22 protein-coding genes and 1 pseudogene are annotated in these 26,127 nt (G+C 55.3%); 13 read left to right on the top strand and 10 right to left on the bottom strand.

Annotation, left to right across the window (positions count from 1 at the left end):
• Positions 1 to 31: 31 nt before the first annotated feature.
• The 5 genes and pseudogenes from parC (at position 32) to ABLU78_RS20555 (ending at position 7,609) form a co-directional block, all read left to right on the top strand.
• Positions 32 to 2,290 carry a DNA topoisomerase IV subunit A gene (gene parC / locus ABLU78_RS20575; protein WP_032712532.1) on the top strand — a complete coding sequence of 753 codons (2,259 nt, stop codon included), beginning with the start codon at positions 32 to 34 and terminating at the stop codon, positions 2,288 to 2,290.
• Positions 2,291 to 2,476: 186 nt separating this feature from the next.
• On the top strand, positions 2,477 to 3,214 hold the full coding sequence (plsC, locus tag ABLU78_RS20570) for a 1-acylglycerol-3-phosphate O-acyltransferase (protein WP_015369660.1): 738 nt from the start codon (positions 2,477 to 2,479) through the stop codon (positions 3,212 to 3,214).
• A gap of 83 nt (positions 3,215 to 3,297) precedes the next feature.
• Complete coding sequence (gene ftsP, locus ABLU78_RS20565) at positions 3,298 to 4,710, top strand: cell division protein FtsP (protein ID WP_015369661.1); 1,413 nt, start codon at positions 3,298 to 3,300, stop codon at positions 4,708 to 4,710.
• 33 nt (positions 4,711 to 4,743) lie between these two features.
• A pseudogene (locus tag ABLU78_RS20560) lies at positions 4,744 to 7,082 on the top strand (YgiQ family radical SAM protein).
• A complete protein-coding gene (locus ABLU78_RS20555; protein ID WP_048229482.1) occupies positions 7,082 to 7,609 on the top strand; it encodes a GNAT family N-acetyltransferase in 528 nt (175 codons plus the stop codon). The pseudogene ABLU78_RS20560 and the gene ABLU78_RS20555 overlap by 1 nt, the downstream one beginning before the upstream one ends.
• 34 nt (positions 7,610 to 7,643) lie before the next feature.
• On the opposite strand, the gene dkgA is transcribed toward ABLU78_RS20555, so the two are convergent.
• Together dkgA and yqhD are read right to left on the bottom strand one after the other, a co-directional pair.
• Positions 7,644 to 8,471 (bottom strand): 2,5-didehydrogluconate reductase DkgA, encoded by an 828-nt coding sequence (dkgA, locus tag ABLU78_RS20550; protein ID WP_015369664.1) that lies wholly within the window; start codon positions 8,469 to 8,471, stop codon positions 7,644 to 7,646.
• Positions 8,472 to 8,615: 144 nt separating this feature from the next.
• Positions 8,616 to 9,779, bottom strand: a complete 1,164-nt coding sequence (gene yqhD / locus ABLU78_RS20545) for an alcohol dehydrogenase (protein WP_015703503.1) — start codon at positions 9,777 to 9,779, stop codon at positions 8,616 to 8,618.
• A 198-nt stretch (positions 9,780 to 9,977) separates the two neighbouring features.
• On the opposite strand from yqhD, the gene ABLU78_RS20540 reads away from it, so the two are divergent.
• Positions 9,978 to 10,877: an AraC family transcriptional regulator gene (locus ABLU78_RS20540; RefSeq protein ID WP_015703501.1), complete on the top strand. Its 900-nt coding sequence runs from the start codon at positions 9,978 to 9,980 to the stop codon at positions 10,875 to 10,877.
• A 74-nt stretch (positions 10,878 to 10,951) separates the two neighbouring features.
• Here the strand turns inward: ABLU78_RS20540 and yghB are convergent, their stop codons facing one another.
• Both yghB and metC read right to left on the bottom strand, forming a co-directional pair.
• Positions 10,952 to 11,611, bottom strand: coding sequence for a DedA family general envelope maintenance protein YghB (yghB, locus tag ABLU78_RS20535; RefSeq protein ID WP_015369667.1), 660 nt, complete (start codon positions 11,609 to 11,611; stop codon positions 10,952 to 10,954).
• Positions 11,612 to 11,740: 129 nt separating this feature from the next.
• The gene (metC, locus tag ABLU78_RS20530; RefSeq protein WP_015369668.1) at positions 11,741 to 12,928 is read right to left on the bottom strand and encodes a cystathionine beta-lyase; all 1,188 of its coding nucleotides are present in this window, start codon (positions 12,926 to 12,928) and stop codon (positions 11,741 to 11,743) included.
• Positions 12,929 to 13,179: 251 nt separating this feature from the next.
• On the opposite strand from metC, the gene exbB reads away from it, so the two are divergent.
• The 3 genes from exbB (at position 13,180) to ABLU78_RS20515 (ending at position 14,969) form a co-directional block, all read left to right on the top strand.
• A complete protein-coding gene (gene exbB, locus ABLU78_RS20525) occupies positions 13,180 to 13,911 on the top strand; it encodes a tol-pal system-associated acyl-CoA thioesterase (protein WP_015369670.1) in 732 nt (243 codons plus the stop codon).
• 6 nt (positions 13,912 to 13,917) lie between these two features.
• Positions 13,918 to 14,343: a TonB system transport protein ExbD gene (exbD, locus tag ABLU78_RS20520; protein WP_015369671.1), complete on the top strand. Its 426-nt coding sequence runs from the start codon at positions 13,918 to 13,920 to the stop codon at positions 14,341 to 14,343.
• Positions 14,344 to 14,474: 131 nt separating this feature from the next.
• The gene (locus tag ABLU78_RS20515; RefSeq protein WP_048229479.1) at positions 14,475 to 14,969 is read left to right on the top strand and encodes a TIGR00645 family protein; all 495 of its coding nucleotides are present in this window, start codon (positions 14,475 to 14,477) and stop codon (positions 14,967 to 14,969) included.
• A 43-nt stretch (positions 14,970 to 15,012) separates the two neighbouring features.
• On the opposite strand, the gene yghU is transcribed toward ABLU78_RS20515, so the two are convergent.
• Both yghU and ABLU78_RS20505 read right to left on the bottom strand, forming a co-directional pair.
• Entirely contained in the window at positions 15,013 to 15,879 is an 867-nt protein-coding gene (yghU, locus tag ABLU78_RS20510) for a glutathione-dependent disulfide-bond oxidoreductase (RefSeq protein WP_032715837.1), read from the bottom strand.
• 66 nt (positions 15,880 to 15,945) lie between these two features.
• Complete coding sequence (locus ABLU78_RS20505; RefSeq protein ID WP_015369674.1) at positions 15,946 to 16,506, bottom strand: thioredoxin domain-containing protein; 561 nt, start codon at positions 16,504 to 16,506, stop codon at positions 15,946 to 15,948.
• 20 nt (positions 16,507 to 16,526) lie between these two features.
• Here ABLU78_RS20505 and ABLU78_RS20500 point away from each other — a divergent pair, with 20 nt between their 5' ends.
• From ABLU78_RS20500 to ABLU78_RS20490, 3 genes are all read left to right on the top strand, one after another.
• Positions 16,527 to 16,649 (top strand): hypothetical protein, encoded by a 123-nt coding sequence (locus ABLU78_RS20500; RefSeq protein WP_015369675.1) that lies wholly within the window; start codon positions 16,527 to 16,529, stop codon positions 16,647 to 16,649.
• A gap of 76 nt (positions 16,650 to 16,725) precedes the next feature.
• Entirely contained in the window at positions 16,726 to 18,591 is a 1,866-nt protein-coding gene (gene gss, locus ABLU78_RS20495) for a bifunctional glutathionylspermidine amidase/synthase (protein ID WP_020077920.1), read from the top strand.
• 96 nt (positions 18,592 to 18,687) lie between these two features.
• Positions 18,688 to 19,869: a PLP-dependent aminotransferase family protein gene (locus tag ABLU78_RS20490; protein WP_047076539.1), complete on the top strand. Its 1,182-nt coding sequence runs from the start codon at positions 18,688 to 18,690 to the stop codon at positions 19,867 to 19,869.
• 166 nt (positions 19,870 to 20,035) lie between these two features.
• Here ABLU78_RS20490 and ABLU78_RS20485 read toward each other — a convergent pair whose 3' ends face one another.
• The 4 genes from ABLU78_RS20485 to ABLU78_RS20470 form a co-directional block, all read right to left on the bottom strand.
• Positions 20,036 to 20,224, bottom strand: coding sequence for a hypothetical protein (locus ABLU78_RS20485; protein ID WP_015369678.1), 189 nt, complete (start codon positions 20,222 to 20,224; stop codon positions 20,036 to 20,038).
• Positions 20,225 to 20,390: 166 nt separating this feature from the next.
• Positions 20,391 to 21,191, bottom strand: coding sequence for a hypothetical protein (locus tag ABLU78_RS20480; protein WP_045359829.1), 801 nt, complete (start codon positions 21,189 to 21,191; stop codon positions 20,391 to 20,393).
• A gap of 178 nt (positions 21,192 to 21,369) precedes the next feature.
• Complete coding sequence (locus ABLU78_RS20475; protein WP_015369680.1) at positions 21,370 to 22,752, bottom strand: aspartate aminotransferase family protein; 1,383 nt, start codon at positions 22,750 to 22,752, stop codon at positions 21,370 to 21,372.
• Positions 22,749 to 24,257: an aldehyde dehydrogenase gene (locus ABLU78_RS20470; protein ID WP_015369681.1), complete on the bottom strand. Its 1,509-nt coding sequence runs from the start codon at positions 24,255 to 24,257 to the stop codon at positions 22,749 to 22,751. The genes ABLU78_RS20475 and ABLU78_RS20470 overlap by 4 nt, the downstream gene beginning before the upstream one ends.
• 631 nt (positions 24,258 to 24,888) lie before the next feature.
• Here ABLU78_RS20470 and ABLU78_RS20465 point away from each other — a divergent pair.
• The gene (locus tag ABLU78_RS20465) at positions 24,889 to 25,818 is read left to right on the top strand and encodes a LysR family transcriptional regulator (RefSeq protein ID WP_015369683.1); all 930 of its coding nucleotides are present in this window, start codon (positions 24,889 to 24,891) and stop codon (positions 25,816 to 25,818) included.
• Positions 25,819 to 26,127 lie beyond the last annotated feature (309 nt).

Raw genomic sequence — 26,127 nt, 5'->3', positions numbered from 1 at the left:
GGCCGCGTCCCAGATTGAGGATCCACGATTAATGAGCGATATGGCAGAGCGCCTCGCGCTACATGAATTCACGGAAAATGCCTACCTGAACTACTCCATGTACGTCATCATGGACAGGGCATTACCGTTTATTGGCGATGGCTTAAAGCCGGTTCAGCGCCGCATTGTCTATGCAATGTCCGAGCTGGGCCTGAACGCCAGCGCCAAGTTCAAAAAATCCGCCCGCACCGTCGGCGACGTGTTGGGTAAATATCACCCGCACGGCGACAGCGCCTGTTATGAAGCGATGGTGCTGATGGCGCAGCCGTTCTCTTACCGCTACCCGCTGGTAGACGGGCAGGGGAACTGGGGCGCGCCGGACGATCCGAAATCTTTCGCGGCGATGCGTTACACCGAATCCCGCCTGTCGAAATACGCCGAACTGCTGCTCAGCGAACTGGGTCAGGGCACCGTCGATTGGGTGCCGAACTTTGACGGTACGCTGCAGGAGCCAAAAATGCTGCCGGCGCGTCTGCCGAACATCCTGCTGAACGGTACCACCGGCATTGCGGTCGGTATGGCTACCGATATTCCGCCGCACAACCTGCGTGAAGTGGCGCAGGCGGCGATTACGCTGCTGGAAAAACCGAAAACCACGCTCGATGAGCTGCTGGATATCGTGCAGGGGCCGGACTACCCGACCGAAGCGGAAATCATTACCCCGCGCGCGGAAATTCGCAAAATCTACCAGAACGGCCGCGGTTCGGTGCGCATGCGCGCCGTGTGGACGAAAGAAGACGGCGCGGTGGTGATTAGCGCGCTGCCGCATCAGGTGTCCGGCGCGCGCGTGCTGGAACAGATCGCCGCGCAGATGCGTAACAAAAAGCTGCCGATGGTTGATGATCTACGTGATGAATCGGATCATGAAAACCCGACCCGTCTGGTGATCGTGCCGCGTTCCAACCGCGTGGATATGGAGCAGGTGATGAACCACCTGTTCGCCACCACCGATCTGGAAAAGAGCTACCGCATCAACCTCAACATGATCGGCCTGGACAATCGTCCGGCGGTGAAAAACCTGCTTGAAATCCTGACGGAGTGGTTGACCTTCCGTCGTGATACCGTGCGTAACCGCCTGAACTACCGTCTGGAAAAAGTCCTCAAGCGCCTGCACATCCTCGAAGGTTTGCTGGTCGCGTTCCTCAACATTGATGAAGTGATTGAGATAATCCGCCACGAAGATGAACCGAAGCCGGCGCTGATTGCCCGTTTCGGCATCAGCGAAACCCAGGCGGAAGCGATTCTGGAATTAAAACTGCGTCATCTCGCCAGGCTGGAAGAGATGAAGATCCGCGGCGAGCAGAGCGAGCTGGAAAAAGAGCGCGATCAGCTGCAGGCGATTCTGGCCTCCGAACGCAAGATGAATAACCTGCTGAAGAAAGAGCTGCAGGCCGATGCCGATACCTTTGGCGACGATCGCCGTTCGCCGCTGCGCGAGCGCGAAGAAGCGAAGGCGATGAGCGAGCACGATATGCTGCCGTCCGAGCCGGTCACTATCGTTCTGTCGCAGATGGGTTGGGTGCGTAGCGCCAAAGGCCACGATATCGACGCGCAGGGACTGAGCTACAAAGCCGGTGATAGCTGGAAAGCGTCGGTGAAAGGCAAGAGCAACCAGCCGGTGGTGTTTATTGATACCACCGGGCGCAGCTACGCCATCGACCCGATTACGCTGCCTTCTGCCCGCGGCCAGGGCGAGCCGGTCACCGGTAAAGTGACGCTGCCGCCGGGCGCCAGCGTAGAACATATGCTGATGGAGTCAGACGATCAGAGGCTGCTGATGGCCTCCGATGCCGGCTACGGTTTCGTCTGTACCTTCAACGACCTGGTGGCGCGCAACCGCGCCGGTAAGGCGCTGATTACGCTGCCGGAGAACGCGCATGTGATGCCGCCGCTGGTCATTGAAGACGATGCCGATATGCTGTTGGCGATTACCCATGCCGGGCGCATGCTGATGTTCCCGGTGAGCGATCTGCCGCAGCTGTCGAAAGGCAAAGGCAACAAGATTATCAACATTCCGTCGGCGGAAGCCGCCTCCGGCCAGGATGGTCTGGCGCACCTGTTTGTCCTGCCGCCGCAGAGCACGCTAACTATCCACGTCGGCAAGCGTAAGATCAAACTGCGTCCGGAAGAGCTGCAAAAAGTCACCGGCGAGCGCGGCCGTCGCGGTTCGCTGATGCGCGGCCTGCAGAAAATCGACCGCGTGGAGATCGACTCCCCGCGCCGCGCCTCAGCTGGCGACAGCGAAGAGTAAGATCCGCATCCTTCACCCGGCTGGAGGATGCGAAAATTTGCCGCAAAATCGTTGTTTATTCAGGCATTGCGATTAACATGTCCTCCAGGGGCGGAGATTTTCCGCCCCGCGTTGAGAGGGCAGCGGTGTCCTGAGCCTGTGATTCAACGGGTATAACGCTAAGCGGTTTGGGTTTCAGAGGAAGCTATGTTATTTATTTTTCGACTAATTTTTGTTGTCATTTATTGCATCGTCGTGTGCATATTTGGCAGTCTTTACTGCTTGTTCAGCCCGCGCAACCCTAAGCACGTCGCGACGTTTGGTCATCTGTTTGGCCGCCTGTCCCCGGTATTTGGCCTGAAAGTCGAACTGCGTAAGCCTGCGGACGCGGAAAGCTACGGCAATGCGATCTACATCGCTAACCACCAGAACAACTATGATATGGTGACAGCGTCGAACATCGTGCAGCCGCCGACGGTTACCGTGGGTAAAAAAAGCCTGTTATGGATACCGTTCTTTGGCCAGCTTTACTGGCTGACGGGCAACCTGCTGATTGACCGCAATAACCGAACCAAAGCGCACGGCACTATTGCCGAAGTGGTGAATGCGTTTAAAAAGCGTAAAATTTCGTTCTGGATGTTCCCGGAAGGGACCCGCAGCCGCGGCCGCGGTCTGCTGCCCTTTAAAACCGGCGCGTTCCACGCGGCCATCGCCGCTGGCGTACCGATTATTCCAGTATGCGTGTCGAATACATCGAACAAAATTAAACTCAATCGCTGGAACAATGGTCTGGTGATTGTCGAGATGCTGCCGCCGGTCGATACAAGCCAGTTTGGTAAAGATAACGTGCGCGCGCTGGCGACACACTGCCGCGAGATGATGTCCGCTAAAATCGCCGAGCTGGATAAAGAAGTGGCCGAGCGCGAAGCGGCTGGAAAGAAATAATACAGGAAACGCCGCGAACGCGAGCGTATTGCTGGCGGGAAACGAATTCCCTTTTTGCATTGTCAGTATTTCATGGAGTTAATATGTCACTCAGTCGGCGTCAGTTTATTAAGGCTTCAGGTGTAGCGCTGTGCGCGGGCGCCGCGCCGCTGAAGGCTCATGCCGCCGGCCAGCAGCCGGTGCTCCCCATTCCGCCTCTGCTGGAATCCCGTCGCGGTCAACCGCTGTTTATGACCCTGCAACGTTCTCACTGGTCATTCACCCAGGGAACGCGCGCGCCGGTATGGGGCATCAATGGCCGCTACCTGGGGCCGACCATCCGCGTCTGGAATGGTGATGACGTCAAACTTATCTACAGTAACCGCCTGACCGAAAATGTTGCCATGACGATTCGCGGCCTGCAGGTGCCGGGGCCGCTGATTGGCGGCGCGGCGCGCATGATGTCGCCGAATGCGGATTGGGCGCCGGTATTGCCGATTCGCCAGAGTGCGGCCACTTTGTGGTATCAGGCGAATACCCCGAACCGGATGGCGAAACAGGTTTACAACGGCCTGGCGGGAATGTGGCTGGTAGAAGACGAGGTCAGCAAAAACCTGCCGATCCCGAACCACTACGGCGTTGATGACTTCCCGGTGATTATTCAGGATAAGCGGCTGGATAACTTCGGCACTCCGGAATATAGCGAACCGGGCAGCGGTGGTTTCGTGGGCGATACCCTGTTGGTCAACGGCGCGCAGGGGCCCTATGTCGAAGTCTCTCGCGGCTGGGTACGACTGCGTCTGCTGAACGCATCTAACTCGCGCCGCTATCAGCTGCAGATGAGCGATGGCCGCCTGCTGCACGTTATCTCAGGCGATCAGGGCTTCCTGCCGGCGCCGGTCTCACTTAAGCAATTGTCGCTGGCCCCCGGCGAGCGGCGTGAAATTCTGGTCGATATGACCAACGGCGATGAAGTGTCGATTACCTGCGGCGAAGCGGCGAGCATTGTCGACCGTATCCGCGGTTTCTTCGAGCCGTCGAGCATTTTGATCTCCACGCTGGTGCTGACGCTGCGTCCGACCGGGCTGCTGCCGCTGGTTACCGATAGCCTGCCGGTGCGCTTGCTGCCGACCGAGCTGCTCTCCGGTACGCCGCTGCGCAGCCGTGATATTACTCTTGGCGACGACCCAGGCATCAATGGCCAACTGTGGGATCCGCAGCGCATTGATATCACCGCTCAGCAGGGAACGTGGGAGCGCTGGACCGTGCGCGCCGACCGCCCGCAGTCGTTCCATATTGAAGGCGTGATGTTCCAGATCCGTAACGTCAACGGGACCATGCCGTTCCCGGAAGATCGGGGCTGGAAAGATACGGTGTGGATTGATGGGCAGGTGGAACTGCTGGTGTATTATAACCAGCCTTCCTGGCCGCACTTCCCGTTCCAGTACCTGAGCCAGACGCTGGAGCTCGCCGACCGCGGCTCGATTGGCCAGATCCTGGTGAATCCGGCGCCGTAATATCCGCAACCCTGGCCGCAACCCGGTCAGGGTTTGAGAAAATCCTCCTTCATTTCCACTATCATTCCGGCTTATAATCCACGCCCTTTTTGGTTATTTTTTTATCATTTTCCCCGGAAGCAATATGAGCGCAATATCCCTGATCCAGCCGGATCGTGACCTATTTTCCTGGCCGCAATACTGGGCTGCCTGTTTTGGCCCTGCGCCATTTTTACCGATGTCGCGTGAAGAGATGGATCAACTTGGCTGGGATAGCTGCGACATTATTCTGGTGACCGGCGACGCCTACGTCGACCATCCAAGTTTCGGCATGGCTATCTGCGGCCGTATGCTGGAAGCGCAGGGATTCCGCGTAGGGATCATCTCCCAGCCGGACTGGAACAGCAAAGAAGACTTCATGCGCCTGGGTAAGCCGAATCTGTTCTTCGGCGTCACTGCGGGCAATATGGACTCAATGATCAACCGCTATACCGCCGACCGTAAGCTGCGTCATGACGACGCCTATACCGCCGGCAACGTCGCGGGTAAGCGCCCGGACCGCGCGACGCTGGTTTATACCCAGCGCTGTAAAGAGGCGTGGAAAGACGTGCCGGTGATCCTCGGCGGTATTGAAGCCAGCCTGCGCCGTACCGCGCACTACGATTATTGGTCCGATACCGTACGCCGCTCGGTGCTGGTGGATTCGAAAGCCGATATGCTGATGTTCGGCAATGGCGAGCGCCCGCTGGTAGAAGTGGCGCATCGTCTGGCGATGGGCGAGGCCATCGGTGATATTCGCGATGTGCGTAATACCGCGATCATGGTAAAAGAAGCGCTGCCGGGCTGGAGCGGCGTTGACTCCACGCGTCTGGATACGCCGGGCAAAATCGACCCGATTCCGCATCCGTACGGTGAAGACCTGCCGTGCGCCGATAACAAACCCGTGCCCCCGAAAAAAGCCGAGGCCAAAGCCGTTGTCGTGCAACCGCCGCGGCCAAAACCGTGGGAAAAAACCTACGTGTTGCTGCCATCCTTCGAGAAGGTCAAAGGCGACAAAGTGCTCTATGCCCACGCGTCGCGCATTCTGCACCATGAAACCAACCCCGGCTGCGCCCGCGCGCTGATGCAAAAGCACGGCGAGCGTTATATCTGGGTTAACCCGCCGGCGATCCCGCTGTCGACTGAAGAGATGGACAGCGTCTTTGCGTTACCGTACAAGCGTGTGCCGCATCCTTCTTATGGCGATGCGCGTATTCCGGCCTACGAGATGATTCGCTTCTCCATTAACATTATGCGCGGCTGTTTCGGCGGCTGTTCTTTCTGCTCGATCACCGAACACGAAGGGCGCATCATCCAGAGCCGCTCCGAAGATTCGATCATTAATGAAATCGAAGCGATTCGCGACACGGTCCCCGGCTTTACCGGCATTATTTCCGATCTTGGCGGCCCAACCGCCAATATGTATATGCTGCGCTGCAAATCCCCGCGCGCCGAGCAGACCTGCCGTCGTCTCTCCTGCGTCTACCCGGATATCTGCCCGCACATGGACACCAACCATGAGCCGACGATTAATCTGTACCGCCGCGCTCGTGACCTGAAAGGCATTAAGAAAATCCTTATCGCATCGGGTGTGCGTTACGACATCGCCGTAGAGGATCCACGCTATATCAAAGAACTGGCGACCCACCACGTCGGTGGTTATCTGAAGATCGCTCCGGAGCATACCGAAGAGGGGCCGCTGTCGAAGATGATGAAGCCGGGCATGGGCAGCTATGACCGCTTTAAAGAATTGTTTGATACCTATTCGAAGCAGGCGGGTAAAGAACAGTACCTGATCCCGTACTTTATTTCCGCCCACCCAGGGACGCGCGATGAAGATATGGTGAACCTGGCGCTGTGGCTGAAGCGTCATCGCTTCCGTCTCGACCAGGTACAGAATTTCTACCCGTCGCCGCTGGCGAACTCAACCACCATGTATTACACCGGCAAGAACCCGCTGGGTAAAATCGGCTATAAGAGCGAAGATGTGGTGGTGCCGAAGGGCGACAAACAGCGCCGTCTGCATAAAGCGCTGCTGCGCTATCACGATCCGGCAAACTGGCCGCTGATCCGTCAGGCGCTGGAAGCGATGGGTAAAAAGCATCTGATTGGTTCACGCCGTGACTGCCTGGTGCCAGCGCCGACGCTGGACGAGATGCGTGAAGCGCGTCGCCAGAACCGTCATACCCGTCCGGCGCTGACGAAGCATACGCCGGTTGCGCATCAGCGCCAGACGCCAGTCGCCTCGGGGGCGAAAAAGCGTATCAAGCCGAAGACGGCGTCCCGCTAAGCCGCTTCCCCGGCGGTTCCGATCGCCGGGGGAAAGCCTGTCACACAAGGAGAGAGAACGATAATGACGCCGGTAATCCTGTCACGACAGCAGCTGGATAGGTTGTGGGAGATAGACCGCAGCGAAATTATCGACACCCTTTATAAGCTCGATAATGGCCGGCTTCAGGCGTACCCGCAGTATTATGATGTGCGAGGTTGGGATCCTCACGATCGCCAGGTTTATACGCCTATTCACGAGGCCTGCTACGATCGCGGCGGTATATTTTTCGCCTTTTTCGAGCAGAATAAAATTATTGCCGCGGCGGCGATGGATACTTTGCCAAGGGGTGAAAAGGGCGATCTGCGCCAACTGTTATTCTTTTATGTGGGCGCGGCGCAGCGCGGCCAGGGATGGGGGCGACGTCTGTTTGACTATGCGCTGCAGCAGCTTCCTGCTCTTGGCGCATCCGGCCTGTATATTTCGTCCATCCCCAACAAAAGCACCGTTGATTTTTATCTCTCACAGGGCTGTCGTTTAATTGATAAGCCCGACCCGGAGCTGTTTGCTCTGGAGTCTGAGGATATTCATTTAATTTGCGAAAGCCTTTAGCGCCGCGCGGCGCTAAAGGCAAAAGTTAAGGGGATTAACCGCCGAACTGATCCGGGTCGGGGCCGAGACGTTTGCCCTGGTCCAGCTTAGCGATTTCACTAAGTTCGTCTTTGTCGAGACGGAAGTCCCAGACGTCAAAGTTTTCCGCAATACGTGATGGCGTGACGGATTTCGGGATCACCACCAGTCCGCTGTCGAGATGCCAGCGAATGACGATTTGCGCTGGCGTTTTGCCGTATTTATCCGCCAGATGGTGAATAATTTTCTGATCGAAGACCCCTTTGCCGCCTTGCGCTAATGGGCTCCAGGATTCGGTCTGGATTTTGTGGGTGGCGTTCCATGCATGCAGTTGACGCTGCTGCATTAACGGGTGGAGCTCAATCTGGTTGATCACCGGAGCGACGCCGGTTTCATCAATCAGCTTTTGCAGATGTGGCACCTGGAAATTACATACCCCAATGCTTTTTGCCAGCCCTTGCTGCTGCAATTCGATCAGCGCCTGCCAGGCTTCGACGTAATGGCCTATCGCTGGCACCGGCCAGTGAATTAAATAGAGATCCACATAGTCCAGTTTCAGCTTGCTCAGGCTCTCTTTTAGCGCTTCATGCGGCCGTTTTTGATCGTCGTTCCACAGTTTGGTAGTGATGAAGAGCTCATCGCGATTGACGCCCGCGCTGCTTAACGCGTTGCCGACGCCAGCCTCATTTTGGTACGCGGCGGCGGTGTCAAAAGAACGATAACCGACTTCCAGCGCCTTATGAATGGCGGAGACGACTTCCTCGTTGCCTGCTTTCCACACGCCGAGACCCAACTGCGGCATCAGGTTGCCGTCGTGTAGTTTTATAACGGTTGGATGTGTCATGCCTTCCTCCTGTTAATGAACTCAGCGTGAAAAATCCGCCGAGGGGTAGCATTAAGTCTGGACGAAATAGCTAAAAACGGTAGTAAAAACACCTCTCCCCGGCGTTTGTTTAACGTAAGGAGAGGTGAATCAGGTGGGGAGAACTTAGCGGGCAGCCTCGTAAATACGGCGGCTGACGTCCAGAGTGATATCCTGATTTTCGCCAAGTTTAGTCATGCCGTGCTCTTCCAGTTTCGCCAGCAGCGCCGGGATGGAGCTACCGTCGAGACCATAATCGGAAAGGCGAGTCGGCACGCCCATCTGCTCGAAGAAACTACGGGTTGCGGCGATAGCGGCATCGATACGCTGTTCTTCGGAACCTTCGGTGATATTCCACACGCGCTCGGCGTACTGCAGCAGCTTAGCGCGCTTGGTATCGCGTTTCTCATTCCACAGCGCCGGCAGCACGATAGCCAGCGTCTGAGCGTGATCCAGGCCGTGCATCGCCGTCAGTTCGTGGCCGAGCATATGCGTCGCCCAGTCCTGAGGGACGCCTGCGCCAATGAGGCCGTTCAATGCCTGCGTCGCCGCCCACATAATATTGGCGCGCACGTTGTAGTTCTCCGGCTCCTGCAGCGCTTTCGGGCCATCTTCCACCAGCGTTAGCAGAATGCCCTCCGCGAAACGGTCCTGAATTTTGCCATCAACCGGGTAGGTCACGTACTGCTCAACGGTATGGACGAAAGCGTCAACGACGCCGTTAGCGACCTGGCGTGGCGGCAGGGTGTAGGTATAAACAGGATCGAGGATCGCAAAGACCGGCTGAACGTGTTCGGACATAAACGCGCGTTTATCGCCGGTGGTTTTACGCGAGATAACCGCGCCTTTATTTGATTCGGAACCGGTCGCCGGCAGGGTCAATACTGAGCCCATCGGAATAGCGCGGGTAATCTTGCTGCCGTAGGTTTCCAGAATTTCCCACGGATCGATGTTGGCGTCATAGTGCGCGGCCGCGGCGATAAATTTGGTGCCGTCGAGCACCGAACCGCCGCCAACCGCCAGCAGGAAGGTCACGTTCTCTTCACGAGCGATTTTCACCGCGTTCATCAGCGTTTCGTAAGACGGGTTTGGCTCAATCCCGCCAAATTCCAGCACGTCAAAGCCAGCCAGCGCGCTCAGTACCTGGTCCAGTACGCCGGTTTTCTTCACGCTACCGCCGCCGTAAGTCACCAGCACGCGAGCGCCGGCTGGGATTTGTTCGCGCAGGTCGGCGATGGCGCCTTTGCCGAACAGAATGCGGGTTGGGGTATGTAAATTGAAGTTATTCATGGCTGGTGCCCTCATAAAGATGAAACTCCCGGCAGAAAGGACGACTCTCTACCCGATGGCGGCTATTGTGTTCCTGCGACCGTTTCCTCTCAATGCACATTCCTGCCATTGTCTTGCCCATTTCTCCATTGGGCTGGAGAAAAAGAAGGAAACTACGCACAATAAGCTTGTAGAAAAGTCGTCGGAGAAGCAGCGAAAATGAACCGTGCCGAGATATGCCAGCTATTAACGGATAAAGTTAACAAGCTGAAAGATAAGCAAGAAATGCTAAGTGAACTGCTGCCGGATATCCGTCTGCTGTACGGGACGCAGCCGGGCACCCGTACGCCGGTGATGTACCAGCCGGGGATCGTTTTTCTCTTTTCCGGCCATAAAATTGGCTATATCAATGAACGAACTTTCCGTTATGACACCAACGAATATTTATTGTTAACCGTCCCGCTGCCGTTCGAATGCGAAACCTTCGCGACCCCGGAAGTGCCGCTGGCTGGAATGCGGTTGAATGTCGATATTTTGCAGTTGCAGGAGCTGCTGATGGATATCGGCGAAGATGAGCTTTTTCAGCCGTCGGTCGCCTCCAGCGGGATCAACTCGGCGGTGTTATCAGAAGAGATCCTCTGCGCGGCGGAGCGCCTGTTAGACGTGATGGAGCGGCCGCTGGACGCGCGCATTCTCGGCAAACAGATTATCCGCGAGATCCTTTATCACGTCCTGATTGGCCCCTGCGGCGGCGCGCTGCTGGCGCTTGTCAGCCGACAGACGCACTTTAGTCTGATTAGCCGCGTTTTGAAGCGTATTGAAAGCCAGTACACCGAAAACCTTAGCGTTGACCAACTGGCAGCGGAAGCGAATATGAGCGTCTCGGCGTTTCACCATAATTTTAAATCGGTCACCAGCACCTCGCCGCTGCAGTATTTGAAGACCTATCGTCTGCATAAGGCCAGAATGCTGATGATCCATGACGGCATGAAAGCCAGCGCGGCGGCGATGCGCGTCGGTTACGAAAGCGCCTCGCAGTTTAGCCGCGAGTTTAAACGCTATTTCGGTATTACGCCGGGTGAAGATGCCGCGCGTATTCGCACGATGCAGGGGATTTGATAAGGATGCGGCGCCTGTAGCCCCGGTAAACGGTAGCGCTACCGGGGATTTTGAGGCCATCCGGGGCGAGTGAATCAGGCGCTGCAGTATTTCTTCTTGATAACCACAATAACCGTACCAACGAGGCCGGTTACCAGCAGGGCGATCGGCAGCACCATCAGGCAGGTCATGACCTGGTCTTCGTGGTTTTTCACGAACGGGATCATGCTCAGCGCATAGCCAAGACCGGTGACGACACCAACCCACAGCAGGCCGCTCAGCCAGTTAAAGAACTGGAAACGACGATTCGGCAGGCCGGAAATGCCCGCCATGGTTGGCAGCAGAGTGCGGACAAACGCCAAAAAGCGCCCGGCCAGCAGCGCCAGCAGGCCGTGTTTATCAAACATGTTGGTGGCGCGCTGGTGATATTTGTGCGGCAGATGCGACAGCCAGCCTTTCACCATATTGGTATTACCCAGCCAGCGCCCCTGTAAATAGCTCAGCCAGCAGCCGAGGCTGGCGGCGGCGGTTAGGATGGCGAGAGTGGGGACAAAATCCATGACGCCTTTAGCGATTAGCGCGCCGGCGAGCAGCAACAGGCTATCGCCCGGTAAAAACGAAGCCGGCAGCAGCCCGTTTTCCAGAAACAGGGTCGCGAACATGACCAGATATACAAAACCCACAACGTGAGGGTTTGCCAATGCGGCAAAATCATGTTGCCACAGCGCGGCGACAATCTCTTGAATGACAACCATGGACTTTCCTAAGTGGTACCGTTTTTCGACTAGTGTACTCCTGAAGCGGCCCGAGCACCTTGATCTCGGGCGCAACAAAAGCGGCCGCGTTTCTGAAAGCGTCCGCTTTTGTTGCCACTTCCTGTCACTTTACACGATACGCGCGAAGCCTGCCGCTAAATCCGCCAGCAGATCGTCAACATTTTCTAAACCTATGTGCAGTCGAATAAGGGTACCGCTGAAATCCACTTCCGCCTCGGGGCGGATGGCCGCGATATGTTCCGGCTGGTTGGCGAGGATCAGCGATTCGAACCCGCCCCATGAGTAGGCCATGCTGAACAGACTGAAGTTGTCCAGATAGGCTGCCAGCTCGGCGTCGGTGAGGCGCTTATTGAGAACGAAAGAGAACAGGCCGCTGCTGCCGCTGAAGTCGCGCTTCCAGAATTCGTGGCCCTTGCTGCCCGGCAGCGCCGGATGATTGACCCGCGCCACCTGTGGGTGCTGCGCCAGCCATTCGGCGACGCGCAGACTGCTTTCGTGATGTTGGCGCAGGCGGACGCCAAGCGTGCGTAAACCGCGGCTGGTCATATAGGCGGTGTCGGCATCGACCATCTGGCCCATTAGATAGGCGTTTTCACACAGTTGCTCCCAACAGCGGGCGTTGGCCACTGCGGTGCCGATCATTCCGTCGGAGTGGCCAATTAAATATTTCGTTGCCGCCTGGATAGAGATATCGATACCAAAATCGAGCGCTTTAAACAGCACCCCTGCCGCCCAGGTGTTATCGATCATGATAATAGCTTCCGGCGCGACGCGGCGCACGGCGGCGACGATGGCCGGCACATCATGCACTTCCATGGTGATCGAGCCGGGGGATTCGAGGAACACCACTTTGGTATTGGGTTGAATCAGATTGGCGATATCCGCGCCGATGAGCGGATCGAACCAGCCGGTGGTCACCCCGAGCTTTGCGAGGATCTTAGTGCAGAAGTCCTGGCTGGGTTCATAGGCGGTGTTGGTCATTAACACGTGGTCGCCCTGTTCGACGAAGGCCAGAATCGTGTTAGCGACCGCGGCCGCGCCGCAGGGGAAGAGGGCGCAGCCGGCGCCGCCTTCCAGTTCGCACATGGCTTCCTGCAGCGAAAAGTGGGTCAGCGTGCCGCGGCGGCCATAAAACAGCTCGCCTTTGGCGCGGTTACGGGTGGCGTGTTTTTTAGCCTCGACGGTATCGAATACCAGCGATGAGGCGCGCTGGATGACGCTATTCACCGAACCCTGAGTATATTTTTTGCGGCGCCCGGCGTTGACCAGCGCGGTATCAAGATGTTTATCAGCCATGTTCTGCAAACCTGTTTTTATACGTCTGGACGTCTAAACTACCATGAATCCCGGTTTGTGTACCGGGTCGTAAACGATACAGGCAAAAATTTTCCCGAAACCGGCGTCAGCCGCTTTTTTACTGCGTAAGCGCAAAGAAAATAAACGTGATTTGCTGCACAGTGTAAATACTAATGAGAACCACTATCAATTCGATGCCGTTTTGATATTATTATGCTCAGTTTTTGTGATTGATGTCCTGGAGAAACAGTGTGGGTAATAATTTGATGCAGGCGGATCTCTCCGTTTGGGGTATGTATCATCACGCCGATATTGTCGTTAAGGTTGTGATGATTGGCTTGATTCTGGCTTCGGTAGTCACCTGGGCTATCTTCTTCGGCAAGGGCGCCGAAATGTTGTCCAGCAAGCGTCGCCTCAAACGTGAGCAGCAGCAGCTCAGCGAAGCGCGTTCTCTCGATCAGGCTAACACTATCGCGAATGGATTCCATGCTAAAAGCCTGACCACTCAGCTGATTAACGAAGCCAATAATGAGCTGGAACTGTCGGCAGGCGTGGATGATAACGAAGGTATTAAAGAACGTACCGGTTTCCGCCTTGAGCGTCGTGTGGCGCAGGTTGGCCGCTATATGGGCCGCGGTAACGGTTATCTGGCGACTATCGGCGCTATTTCCCCGTTCGTCGGTCTGTTCGGTACCGTCTGGGGCATCATGAACAGCTTTATCGGTATCGCGCAAACGCAGACGACTAACCTCGCGGTTGTCGCGCCGGGTATCGCGGAAGCGCTGCTGGCAACGGCGATTGGCCTGTTTGCCGCGATTCCGGCGGTGGTTATCTATAACGTCTTCGCCCGCATGATTGCCAGTTATAAAGCGTCTCTTGGCGACGTGGCCGCGCAGATTATGCTGCTGCAAAGTCGCGATCTCGACCTGAACGCCAGTGGTTCTCAGCCGCTGCGTCCGGCGCAGAAATTACGGGTAGGTTGATCCGCTATGGCAATGCATTTTAACGAAAACCTCGATGATAACGGCGAAATGCACGACATTAACGTGACGCCGTTTATCGACGTCATGTTGGTGCTGTTGATTATCTTTATGGTGGCGGCGCCGCTGGCTACCGTGGACGTCAAAGTCAATCTGCCTGCTTCATCCAGCCAGCCGCAGCCGCGTCCGGAAAAACCGATTTATCTGTCGGTGAAAGCCGACAAATCGATGTTCCTCGGCAACGATCCGGTGACTGAAGAGAGCGTGATTGCCTCGCTGGATGCGCTGACTCAGGGCAAGAAAGACACCACCGTGTTCTTCCGCGCTGACAAAACCGTCGACTACGAGACGATGATGAAAGTGATGGATACGCTGCATCAGGCCGGATATCTGAAGATTGGTCTGGTGGGCGAAGAGACCGTCAAAGCGAAGTAATTTTTCCCAGGATATCTCCCGAAAGGCCAACACTGCGTTGGCCTTTTTTATTTCCCCGGCGCCTGCGCATCGTTTTGATATGGGCCAGCTGCGATATAATGGCGGCCATTTTTACAAACTGACAGGACCTTATGGAACGCTTTCTGGAAAACGCTATTTATGCTTCGCGCTGGCTGCTGGCGCCGGTTTATTTCGGCCTCTCGCTGGGGCTTATCGCGCTATCGATAAAATTTTTTCAGGAGATATTCCACATCCTGCCGCATATCTTCAACGTCAGCGAGTCGGATCTGATTCTGACGCTGCTTTCGCTGGTCGATATGACGCTGGTGGGCGGGCTGCTGGTGATGGTGATGTTTTCAGGTTATGAAAACTTCGTCTCGACGCTGGATATTAACGAAGGCAAAGAGAAGCTCAACTGGCTTGGCAAAATGGATGCGACATCGCTGAAAAACAAGGTGGCGGCGTCGATTGTGGCTATCTCTTCCATTCACCTGCTGCGGGTGTTTATGGATGCGAAGAACGTGCCGGATAATAAGCTGATGTGGTACGTCATTATCCATCTCACTTTTGTGCTGTCCGCCTTTGTGATGGGCTATCTCGATCGCCTGACTAAGGTAAAGCACTGATGTGACAACTTACCCGGCAGCTTCGCGCCGCCGGGTAAAGGCATTACGCCTGACGTTTGTCTTCGGTCTGCGTGTCGAAATCGCGGGCGTCATGGCGCTCGTGCAACTGCTCGTCGAGCGGGCCATTGGTACGGTTAACTATCCGTCCGCGCTTCACAGCCGGGCGATTGCCCACGTCCTGCGCCCAGCGCAGTACGTTAACGTAGCTGCCGGCATCGAGGAATTCCGCGGCGTTATAGACGTTGCCCAGCACCACGTTGCCGTACCACGGCCAGATCGCCATATCGGCGATAGTGTACTCTTCCCCCGCCACAAAGCGGCCGCGCGCCAGTTGCTTATCCAGCACGTCGAGCTGACGTTTCGCTTCCATGGTAAAGCGGTCGATGGCGTACTCGATTTTTACCGGCGCATAGTTATAGAAGTGGCCAAAGCCGCCGCCGAGGAACGGCGCTGCGCCCTGTAGCCAGAACAGCCAGTTTAGCGTTTCGGTACGCCCGGCCGGGTCTTTCGGCAGGAAGAAACCAAATTTTTCCGCCAGATAGAGCAGGATACTGCCGGATTCAAATACCCGGGTCGGCGGAGTGGTAGAGTGGTCGCTCAGCGCCGGGATCTTCGAGTTCGGGTTAACTTCGACAAAGCCGCTGGAGAACTGGTCGCCTTCGCCGATACGAATCAGCCAGGCGTCATACTCAGCGCCTGCTACACCCAGCGCCAGCAGCTCTTCCAGCATGATCGTCACTTTCTGCCCATTCGGCGTGCCCAGCGAGTAGAGCTGGAGTGGGTGATTACCAACGGGCAGCACTTTCTCATGCGTGGCGCCGGAAACCGGACGGTTGATATTGGCGAACGCGCCGCCGTTATTCTGTTTCCATTCCCATACTTTCGGTGGTTGGTAGTGATTGTCGGACATACTGACCTGCCTCTTTAGTAAGGTGTACAAAAATAGTGAGGTGTACAAAAAGTCTAGCAGCTAATCTCAGGCCATAATCCGCGCGGCCCACACGCTGACGTCATCGCCGCTGCCGAGATCGGGCTGCACCAGGCCGTTGACCATAAACGTCGGCGACACATGAATGCCGTTCTGGCGGGCGTATTTACTGTGCCATTTGATCTCGTTTTGCAGCTCCGGACGGGCAAACGCCGCCGCCAGCGACACGTGGCTGTAGCGTTCAAGGCGTTCGATAATTTGCTGCGGGGTGGTATTCATATTCGGCCCGCTGCAGTGGTCGGTGAATTCAAACTCTTCACGATGATCGGCGACCGCCTGCAGGACTTTGTGCGCCTGCTCTCTGCCGTGCGGCAGGGTGGAGGCGGCCAGCACGCAGCGCACTATCACCCCGGAAAACAGATGCCACGGCTGGGACTGCAGGCGAATCTTAATCGTGACGTTCTCGGCGCCCACTTCATCCAGCAATTCATCGAGTTTATTGAAGGCGCGAACGGAAAACGGACAGGTTGGTTCGAGGAATACTTCAAAAGTCCGCGGTCCGTGTCCCCAGACCAGCGGCTGGGCATTGAGATGCGAAGGTGAGCTCATTGTCGACTCCTGATGTAGTGATGTTTTTTTGTTATGTGTTGGCTAACAATATCACTTCTGCCAATGGACGCCGGGTTATTTTCTATAAGGGCACGTTTAGCGAATCGAATGAGTGGTATCATCATTTCACCTCTGTCTGGTAAGTGCCTGCGGCAGGATAAGAAGAGGGAGTTTTGTTCCGCCAACTGCCCGGGCTGCATTAATTTGAGGTCAGGCTAAATGAGTAAAGGATCGACCAGTATTGACGCCCCTTTCGGCACGCTTTTAGGCTACGCGCCGGGCGGCGTGGCAATTTATTCTTCGAATTACAGTAGCTTAAATCCACAAGATTATCCGGATGACGCCGCTTTCCGCAGCTATATCGGCAATGAGTATATGGGGCATAAATGGCAATGCGTAGAGTTCGCGCGGCGCTTTTTATTCCTCACCTACGGTTTTGTTTTTACCGATGTCGGTATGGCTTATGAAATCTTCTCGCTGCGCTTTCTGCGCGAAGTGGTGAATGACAACATTCTTCCCCTGCAGGCCTTCGCCAACGGCTCGCGCCGTCCGCCGATCGCCGGTTCGCTGCTAATCTGGCAGAAAGGCGGCGAGTTTAAACATACCGGACACGTGGCGGTGATTACGCAACTGGTAGGGAATAAGGTCCGTATCGCCGAGCAGAACGTCATCCACGCGCCGCTGCCGCAGGGGCAGCAGTGGACCCGCGAGCTGACGCTGGAAGTGAAAGACGGCGTCTACACCATCAAAGATACCTTTGCCGATACCGAAATTTTAGGCTGGATGATCCAGACCGCCGATACCGAGCATAGCCTGCCGCAGCCGGTGCTGCCGGGCGAGGAGATGAAAATCAGCGGCGCGCGGCTGCCGAATAAAGGCCAGTTCCGCGGTAACTGGCTCAACGAGAAAGACACGCTGCAAAAGGCCTATGTTGAAGCCAACGGTCATTTCATCAATCAGGATCCTTACCAGTACTTCACCATCAGCGAGAGCGCCGAACAGGAGCTGATTAAAGCGACCAACGAACTGCACCTGATGTATCTGCACGCCACTGATAAGGTGATGAAGGATGACAACCTGCTGGCGCTGTTCGATATTCCGAAAATTCTCTGGCCTCGTCTGCGCCTCTCGTGGCAACGCCGCCGTCATCATATGATTACCGGGCGCATGGATTTCTGCATGGATGAGCGCGGGCTGAAGGTGTACGAATACAACGCCGACTCTGCCTCTTGCCATACGGAAGGCGGATTGATCCTCGAACAGTGGCTGAAACAGGGCTATCGCGGTACCGGCCATAATCCGGCGGAAAATCTGCTTGAGGAGCTGGCGGGGGCGTGGAAGCACAGCCGCGCGCGGCCGTTCGTGCACATCATGCAGGATAAGGATCTTGAAGAGAACTACCATGCCCAGTTTATTCAGCGTTCGCTAACCGAGGCGGGCTTTGAGAGCAAAATTCTCTTTGGCCTTGATGAGCTGCGCTGGGATGCCGCCGGACAGCTTATCGATGGCGATGGCCGCCTGGTTAACTGCGTGTGGAAGACCTGGGCGTGGGAAACCGCCATCGAGCAGGTGCGGGAAGTCAGCGCCGATGAGTATGCGGCGGTGCCGATTCGTACCGGTCATCCGCAAAATGAGGTGCGCCTGATTGACGTCCTGCTGCGCCCTGAAGTATTGGTATTCGAACCGCTGTGGACGGTTATCCCCGGCAACAAGGCGATTCTGCCGGTGCTGTGGTCGCTGTTCCCGCATCATCGCTATCTGCTGGATACCGATTTTGTGGTCAATGACGAGCTGGCGAAAACCGGTTATGCGGTCAAACCGATCTCCGGGCGCTGCGGTAATAACATCGATCTGATAAGCCCGCACGATGAGGTATTGGATCAGACCAGCGGGCAATTTGTCGATCGCAAAAATATTTACCAGCAGTTGTGGTGTCTGCCGAAGGTTGACGGCAAGTACATCCAGGTGTGCACTTTTACGGTGGGCGGTAACTATGGCGGAACCTGCCTGCGCGGCGATGATTCGCTGGTGGTGAAGAAAGAGAGCGATATTGAGCCGTTAGTCGTGCTAAAAGACGACGAGTAGCGGCCGCAAACCGGGCAGCGGCTAGCATCGCAGCCCGGCACCTGCAAAGCTTCAACGTACAACTAACACAACAACAAGACAGAAAAGGAAAAGCATATGCACGATCGGCGCCTCGCCGCCCGCGCGGGTGAACTTAAGCCCTCCGCCGTCCGCGAACTTCTCAAACACAGTAAACTGCCCGGCGTTATTTCGCTTGGCGGTGGTATTCCGGCTCCGGAACTGTTTGATACCGAAGGTCTCAACCTCGCGGTGCAAAAGGTGATGAGCGAACGTTTTAATGATGCGTTCCAGTACGGCCTTACCGAAGGTTATCCGCCGCTGCGTCAGGCGGTGAGCGAAATCTGCCAGTCGCGCGGCGTGGCCTGCTCGGCAAGCCAGGTGTACATCACCTCCGGCTCGCAGCAATCGCTGGATATTGTCGCCCGCACGCTGCTCGATCCGGGCGATGCGGTCGTCGTTGAACGCCCGACCTACCTTGCCGCGCTGCAGGTATTCCAGCTGGCGCAGGCGAACATCCTGAGCGTCGATACCGACGATAACGGCATGCTGGTTGAACAACTGGCCGATCTGCTGGAGACCACTAAGGTTAAAGCGGTCTATCTGGTGCCGACGTTTGGTAACCCTGGCGGTAAAACCCTCAGCGACGATCGTCGCCAACGGCTGGTGGCGTTAGCGAAGCAACATGATTTTGTGATTGTTGAAGACGATCCCTACGGCGAAATTAGCTTCACTGATAAAGTGCGTCGTCCGCTGTATCAACATGCGATCGAACAAGGCTGTGAAGATCGGGTGGTGTACACCTCCACGTTCTCCAAGATCCTCGCGCCGGGAATGCGTATTGGCTGGATCGTGATGCCGGAATGGCTGGCGCACCAGGCGGTGATCGTGAAACAGGCGGCGGATCTGCATACCAATATGCTCTCTCAGGTTATCACCGCTGAGTATCTGGGAATGAATCGCCTGAACGATCAGATCGCCCTGATCCGCGAAGACTACCGTAAGAAGTGCGTGGCGCTGGCTGATGCGCTGGAAAGCCGTCTTGGCGAGCATCTTGAGTTTAGCCGCCCGGAAGGGGGAATGTTCCTGTGGGCCCGTTTCCGCTATCCGTTCGATACCATGGCGTGGCTGAAAAAGACGCTGGAAAACGGCGTGGTTTACGTACCTGGTGAAGCGTTCTACAACGATAATCCGGATACCCGCACCCTGCGTCTTTCCTATTCGACGGTTTCTGAAGCCGGTCTGCTGACCGCCGTCGAACGTCTGGCGAAATCGCTGTAATCTTTTGTCTCCGCACCGATGACCGGTGCGGAGAGCTTTAAATCGGGGGAGGGGTTACTCCTGCTCGGCGATGCGATCGTCAAGCCAGATAAGCATCAGGGAAGAGAGAAAAGCGACAGCAATAGTGCCAATAAACAACAACATAAAAATTTCCTCAGGGGTTTTATTATTTTTCTAATGTAACCGGTGAGTGGCTATTTTTGTTTGCAATGGTGATTTTAGTGTCACGCTGAGCCGTTGCAAGGGTAAAAAAATCATCAGCGTCAACATCGAAATTCAGGACGATTTCCCGATACTTTCTGGCGTTAACGAGTTCTTTAGCTTCTTTCATACTACTGGCGATAATAGTAGGCATCAGTTTCATCTCAGTTTGAAAACTAGCAGGCAAAATAAAAGCTTGTTCGTATCAGATCAACATTTTTTTGCTACTTTACACATCACCAGAAAGTCTGTCTTCGCGCAATCGTAACCAGAGTGGGAGCGTATGCAGAAGCGGAGGCCAGATGACCCCGCTCACCGTCTTAAAGCTGATACTGCCAGGAGAACAGGAAGCGCTTTTCGGCTTCATCGAGATAGGTGTTGTTATCCTGAACGTAGGTCATAAATTTCACCGCGTTATGCTCGGTCAGGTTATATCCCACGCCGACCCCGGCGAAATAACCTTTATAGTTATCGCCATCGTCGTTTTTTGAGCCATACGATCCACCGGCGAAACCTAACAGGCGTAGATCGGCGCTCAAAGGTTTCAGAACAAAGGCGCCGAGATAACCGCTGCTGCCGGAGATATTCGTCGATTCAAAACCGTTCTCCGGCGACGGCATGCCGTTAAAACCCGACTGCGAACAGGCGCTATGTTGATCCTTATTACAGGTCATATGGTCGCCGGTATTATAGGTATAACCGGCCATCGGGAATATTTGGAAACCTGCTGGTTCAAAGCCAAAATAACTGAGCGGCAGGAACGTACCGATAGAATAGTTGGTTTGTGAGGAGTCATCGGGATAAACATTTTTCCCAAAGTTAAAGTTAAAAATACCAATGGGAAATAGCCATGAACCGCCGACGCGCCATTCCGTGGCGTCGCTATTAATACGCACATTAAGTTTCCGCGCTTCGTCAAAGGCCAGCGAGCCGGAAAATGCGAGATTGCTGTCGTTCAGATCGTAGTTATCTGACCACGTCACGCCAAATTTGGTGGTCACTTTAGTCGGGTCATCCGCCGATTTCTCGGCGTTGGTTTTAACTTCCCCCGTCTGGGCAAAGAGCGCGCCTGGCAGCAGGCCGATACACAGCGCGCATACCGGGAGATATTTAATAAGCATAAAAAATTCACAAGTTAATAATAAAATCCAACTCATTACTGTACACGACGATATTCATCGCTAATATCGTCGATATATTTAATTTTGCATTTCACCGCCGGCACTAGTTAATTATTCGAAACTTAATAAATAACCCGCACATAGCGGGTTATTTATGAAAGAGGGTACGTAATAATATTTATAGCAGGCCAATCTCTTTCGCGGTGCGGTCCACGGCGCGTTTGGTTTTTTCAACCAGTTCATCGAGTTCGCTATGTCCAGCTATCAGCGCCGGCGCCATGATCATGCGCCCCAGCGTCGAGCGGATAATCACGCCTTCCTCAAAACCGATGGTGCGGCAGCGCCAGGCCAGTTCGTTCTCGTTGGCAAAGCGTTTGCGAGTGGCTTTATCTTCAGCAAACTGCAGGGCGGCCACCAGCCCGGCTCCCTGCACCTCGCCAATAAGCGGATGGTTTTCGAACACCTCGCGCAGCGTTTTTTGCAGATAGGGGCCGCTATCGGTGCGAACTCGGGTGACGTGGTTTTCATCGCGTAAGGCTTTCAGGTTGGCAATCGCCACCGCGGCCGCCACCGGGTGGCCGGAATAGGTCAGGCCGTGTGGGAAAACGCCGCCTTTTTCCACCAGCACGTCGGCCATGCGCTTGCTCAGCACCAGGCCGCCCATCGGTACGTAACCGGAGGTTAGCCCCTTGGCAATCGACAGCGTATCCGGTTCAAAGCCAAAGTACTGATGCGCAAACCATTCACCGGTACGGCCAAAGCCGCCAATCACCTCATCGGCGCACAGCAGCACGTCATATTGCCGGCAGATACGTTGGATCTCCGGCCAGTAGCTTTCCGGCGGGAAGATCATACCGCCCGCGCCCTGGAACGGCTCGGCGATAAAGCCGGCGACGTTTTCCGCGCCCAGCTCAAGGATTTTCTCTTCCAGTTGGCGGGCGCAGCGCAGGCCGAACTCCTGCGGCGTCAGGTCGCCGCCGTGCATAAACCAGTAGGGTTCATCGATATGGGCCACGTCCGGGATCACCCCGCCCATTTCATGCATGAACTTCATGCCGCCGAGCCCGCTTGCCGCCAGCGTGGAGCCGTGATAGCCGTTCCAGCGGCCAATCATCACCTTTTTCTCCGGCTTACCGAGGATCTGCCAGTAACGGCGAACGGTACGAATCAGCACTTCATTCGATTCCGAACCGGAGTTGGTGTAGATAGCGTGGCTGTAGTGCGGAGGCAGCAGGCTGAACAGTAGCTCGGAAAGCTCAATCACCGCCGGGTGGGTCGTGTGGAAGAACATATTGTAATAGGGCAGTTTGGCAAACTGCGCCGCGGCGGCGTCCGCCAGATCCTGGCGGCTGTAGCCCAACTGGGTACACCACAGGCCGGACATTCCATCGAGGTATTTATTCCCATCGTTGTCCCACAGGTAAAGTCCTTCGCCGCGTACCATGACGCGCGCCCCTTCGGCGTTCAGCGCTTTTTGATCCAGGAAGGCATGAATATGGTGAGCCGCATCTGAATGTTGGTAATCGGACGTCGAACGGTTCTGATTGCTTGGATTAGTCATTTCGTCTCTCCTGTCTGCTGAAACTGAAACCAGGTGGTTTTGAGGCTGGTGAATTTATCAAAGGCGTGCAGCGACAGATCGCGGCCAAAGCCCGACTGTTTGTTGCCGCCAAAGGGAACGGTGACGTCCAGCGCATCGACGGTATTTACCGAGATCGTTCCGGCGGTCAGCTGCGCGGCGACGCGATGGGCGCGGTGCAGATTGTCGGTCCACAGCGAGGCGGCCAGCGCATAGATATGGTTATTCGCCAGATGGACCGCCTCCTGCTCGCTATCGAAGGCGCAAACCGCCAGCACCGGGCCAAAAATTTCCTCTTTCCACAGCGCCATCTCTTCGTTCACGTCGGTCAGTAGCGTCGGCTGAACGTAGTTGGCGACGCCGTCTATTTCCACCGTACGGCCGCCGGTAAGCAGCGTTGCTCCCTCGTCTTGCGCGCGGCGGATAGCCGCCATCACTTTTTCGGCATGGGCGGCGCTGACCATAGCCCCCATGCGGCTTTGCGGTTCGAGCGGATGCGCCGGAGCCCAGGCCTGCATTTTTTCCTGTAGTTTGGCAATGAAGGCCGCGTAAATCGGGCGCTCAACCAACAGGCGGGAGTTTGCCGAGCAGACTTCGCCCTGATTAAAACAGATACCAAAAGCTGCTTTTTCAGCGGCCAGGTCGAGATCCTGGCAGTCGGCGAAGATGATATTGGCGCTCTTGCCGCCGCACTCCAGCCATACCTGTTTCAGGTTGGACTGGGCCGAATAGGCCATAAAGGCTTTGCCGACGGCGGTTGAGCCGGTGAAGGCGATGACATCGATATCGTGATGCAGTCCCAGCGCGCTTCCGGTTTCGGTTCCCAGTCCGGTCACCACGTTAAGCACGCCTGGCGGAATACCGGCCTCCAGCGCCAGTTCGCCCAGACGCAGGGCGCTAAACGGCGAGTTTTCCGAGGGCTTGAGGATTACGCTATTGCCGGCGGCCAGCGCCGGACCCAACTTCCAGGAGGCGAGGTCGAGCGGGAAATTCCACGGCACGATGGCGGCAACCACGCCGATGGGCTGGCGGGTAATGGTCGCCAGCGCGCCGGGCCTGGCGGGAGCCACTTCATCGTAGAGTTTATCTACGCTTTCGGCATACCAGCTGAGGATGTGCGCGGCGCCGGGGACATCAATGTTCAGCGCATCGTTGACCGGTTTCCCCATGCTGACGCTCTCCAGCAGCGCCAGCTCTTCGCGATGCTGAAGGATCAGCGCCGAGAGACGCAGCAGCGCGCGTTTACGCTCCTGCGGCGCCAGCCCAGACCAGACGCCGGAAGTAAACGCGCGGCGCGCGGAGGCGACGGCAATATCGATATCTTCTGTCTGCAGCGAGGTGACTTCCGCCAGCAGCGTATTGCTGGCTGGGTTAATGGCGGGACAGGTTTTACGGCTTTTCGCGACGTACGGTTGACCATCGATAATGGCGTGGCTGATAAAGCGCTGCTCCTGCAGCTTGCGCTGCCAAAAGTTTCTATCAGACATGAACCCTCCCCTTCGCATGTTGCGTAATTGTTATTTATTTGTTTCTTTGAGTTCATGATGCAGGAGGCCAATGCGGCGAGAAAGGACTAAAAATCTAGGCAACCTCTATAAAAATCGTTGTTAGCCAGGATTGGCTATTTTCTGTGATCCAGGGCGGGAGGTCGGGCGTTGTGATGGCGTTCAAAAATCGGGGAGGTGCAATTTTTCAATAGGCTGTAATGCAAAGAGTTTTTATTTGCGGTCAGTTTTCTACAACCCCGGAGCCTGCGTGCTTTTGGTGATATTAAATATTCTCAAATTAAGGCATTGAGAATATAAATACTACTTAAGGGGAAATGAATAACGGTGAAACGATCGAGTTCATCAGCCTGTTTTCATGAGCGGCAGCACGATTAATACGTTGTAATATAAGGTAGTTATATGCCTTGTTTTTTCTCATCCTGCTTATACTGGCCGAAGTACTATCCTCCGGCGCTCGCAATTTTTTCGCCAGATATCTGTTAATTTTCTGTAAAAATCTGATCGCTGTCGGATTGTTGATCTTTTTCACGGCAGAGGGTTGCAGGTCAGGGTATTCATCGTTTAAAGCTAATCAGCCTGCCTCCTTGATGATAAAAAAATAAGGTATCACATGCCCCATTTCACCCTGAAACAGCTCAAATACTTTGTTGCCGTCGTCGAGGCGGAAAGTATTGCTGAAGCCTCACGCCAGCTGCATATCGCGCAGCCGTCAATTTCCATCGCCGTGAAGACGCTGGAAGATATGTTTGAGCAGCAGTTTTTTATTCGCCACCACGCCCAGGGGGTATCAATGACCCCGAGCGGGCAGCGTTTTTATGAAAAAGCCAAAGAACTGCTGCGGCTCTCTTATCAATTTGAACAAAACTCGAAGGCCGACAATGAGCTGGTCTCCGGGATTATTTCCATCGGTTGTTTCGAAACCGCCGCGCCGCTGTATATGCCGTCGTTGATGGCCGGGTTTAAGAAAATTTATCCGGAAATCACTATTAAAATTTACGACGGCGAGCAGCACGAGATTGCTCACGGTCTGCACCGCGGGCGTTTTGACCTGGCTTTTCTCTACGACCTCGAACTGGATACCTCGATTTATACCGAGAGCCTCAACGCGCCGCAGAAGCCCTATGCGTTGTTACCGGCGGATCATCCACTGGCCCAGCGGCACTCCGTGCGGTTGTCGGAGCTGAGCAATCTGCCAATGATCCTGTTGGATGTGGTGCCAAGCAAAAACTACTTCATCAGCATTTTCAAAGATAAGGGCTACAACCCGCAGGTGGCCTACAGTTCGCCGTCGATTGAGATGGTGCGCTGCATGGTCGGCCAGGGGCTGGGCTTCTCGGTGCTGGTGACGCGCCCGGTGAACGACATGACCTATGACGGCCAGCAGGTACGCTGTGTGGAGATTCAGGATGAAATGGCGAATTCCGCGCTGGTGATGGCGCACCTGCGCAGTAGTGAACCGACTAAACCCACCAAACTGTTTATGGAGTATTGCCGCAACGCGGTATTAAGCCCGCCGCAGCAAGAAGTGAAAGTCGCCTGAATGAGCAAATTTACCCGCGATTAGCGCGGGTAAATATATTCATGTAATATTTTCTGCGTTTTATTGCCTATAAAAAAACGAAGCTCTGACAATATTTTTATGAGCCTCGAAGTCATGGTTATTTTTCCTTTCAAAATCTCGTGCCTGAAAAATAAATACCGCGTATTCGCGTGGCGGAAATGGCCTGAAGGCAGGTAGAGACCGCTGCATCATTATTTTATTCTCAGGTACTAAATTTATAATAATTTACCTGTGTATAACGGTTTATTAACCTCGGTGATGAGCAGAACATCATCCGAAGGACACATA

The organism is Klebsiella sp. JN_Kp122 (assembly GCF_040062085.1).
Lineage (GTDB): Bacteria > Pseudomonadota > Gammaproteobacteria > Enterobacterales > Enterobacteriaceae > Klebsiella > Klebsiella aerogenes.
Note: the sequence above shows the minus strand (reverse complement) of the source record. Positions and strands in the feature narration are given on the sequence as shown.

Excerpts from the sequence above, each read along its gene's own strand:
- ABLU78_RS20470 (WP_015369681.1), bottom strand. The coding sequence starts at position 24,257 with ATGTCTGATAGAAACTTTTGGCAGCGCAAGCTGCAGGAGCAGCGCTTT.
- ABLU78_RS20540 (WP_015703501.1), top strand. The coding sequence starts at position 9,978 with ATGAACCGTGCCGAGATATGCCAGCTATTAACGGATAAAGTTAACAAG.
- gss (WP_020077920.1), top strand. The coding sequence starts at position 16,726 with ATGAGTAAAGGATCGACCAGTATTGACGCCCCTTTCGGCACGCTTTTA.
- ABLU78_RS20485 (WP_015369678.1), bottom strand. The coding sequence starts at position 20,224 with ATGCCTACTATTATCGCCAGTAGTATGAAAGAAGCTAAAGAACTCGTT.
- ftsP (WP_015369661.1), top strand. The coding sequence starts at position 3,298 with ATGTCACTCAGTCGGCGTCAGTTTATTAAGGCTTCAGGTGTAGCGCTG.
- metC (WP_015369668.1), bottom strand. The coding sequence starts at position 12,928 with ATGGCTGATAAACATCTTGATACCGCGCTGGTCAACGCCGGGCGCCGC.
- ABLU78_RS20490 (WP_047076539.1), top strand. The coding sequence starts at position 18,688 with ATGCACGATCGGCGCCTCGCCGCCCGCGCGGGTGAACTTAAGCCCTCC.
- ABLU78_RS20515 (WP_048229479.1), top strand. The coding sequence starts at position 14,475 with ATGGAACGCTTTCTGGAAAACGCTATTTATGCTTCGCGCTGGCTGCTG.
- ABLU78_RS20465 (WP_015369683.1), top strand. The coding sequence starts at position 24,889 with ATGCCCCATTTCACCCTGAAACAGCTCAAATACTTTGTTGCCGTCGTC.
- yghU (WP_032715837.1), bottom strand. The coding sequence starts at position 15,879 with ATGTCCGACAATCACTACCAACCACCGAAAGTATGGGAATGGAAACAG.
- ABLU78_RS20505 (WP_015369674.1), bottom strand. The coding sequence starts at position 16,506 with ATGAGCTCACCTTCGCATCTCAATGCCCAGCCGCTGGTCTGGGGACAC.
- ABLU78_RS20500 (WP_015369675.1), top strand. The coding sequence starts at position 16,527 with ATGTTTTTTTGTTATGTGTTGGCTAACAATATCACTTCTGCCAATGGA.
- ABLU78_RS20475 (WP_015369680.1), bottom strand. The coding sequence starts at position 22,752 with ATGACTAATCCAAGCAATCAGAACCGTTCGACGTCCGATTACCAACAT.
- parC (WP_032712532.1), top strand. The coding sequence starts at position 32 with ATGAGCGATATGGCAGAGCGCCTCGCGCTACATGAATTCACGGAAAAT.
- plsC (WP_015369660.1), top strand. The coding sequence starts at position 2,477 with ATGTTATTTATTTTTCGACTAATTTTTGTTGTCATTTATTGCATCGTC.
- yghB (WP_015369667.1), bottom strand. The coding sequence starts at position 11,611 with ATGGTTGTCATTCAAGAGATTGTCGCCGCGCTGTGGCAACATGATTTT.
- ABLU78_RS20555 (WP_048229482.1), top strand. The coding sequence starts at position 7,082 with ATGACGCCGGTAATCCTGTCACGACAGCAGCTGGATAGGTTGTGGGAG.
- yqhD (WP_015703503.1), bottom strand. The coding sequence starts at position 9,779 with ATGAATAACTTCAATTTACATACCCCAACCCGCATTCTGTTCGGCAAA.
- exbD (WP_015369671.1), top strand. The coding sequence starts at position 13,918 with ATGGCAATGCATTTTAACGAAAACCTCGATGATAACGGCGAAATGCAC.
- ABLU78_RS20480 (WP_045359829.1), bottom strand. The coding sequence starts at position 21,191 with ATGCTTATTAAATATCTCCCGGTATGCGCGCTGTGTATCGGCCTGCTG.
- dkgA (WP_015369664.1), bottom strand. The coding sequence starts at position 8,471 with ATGACACATCCAACCGTTATAAAACTACACGACGGCAACCTGATGCCG.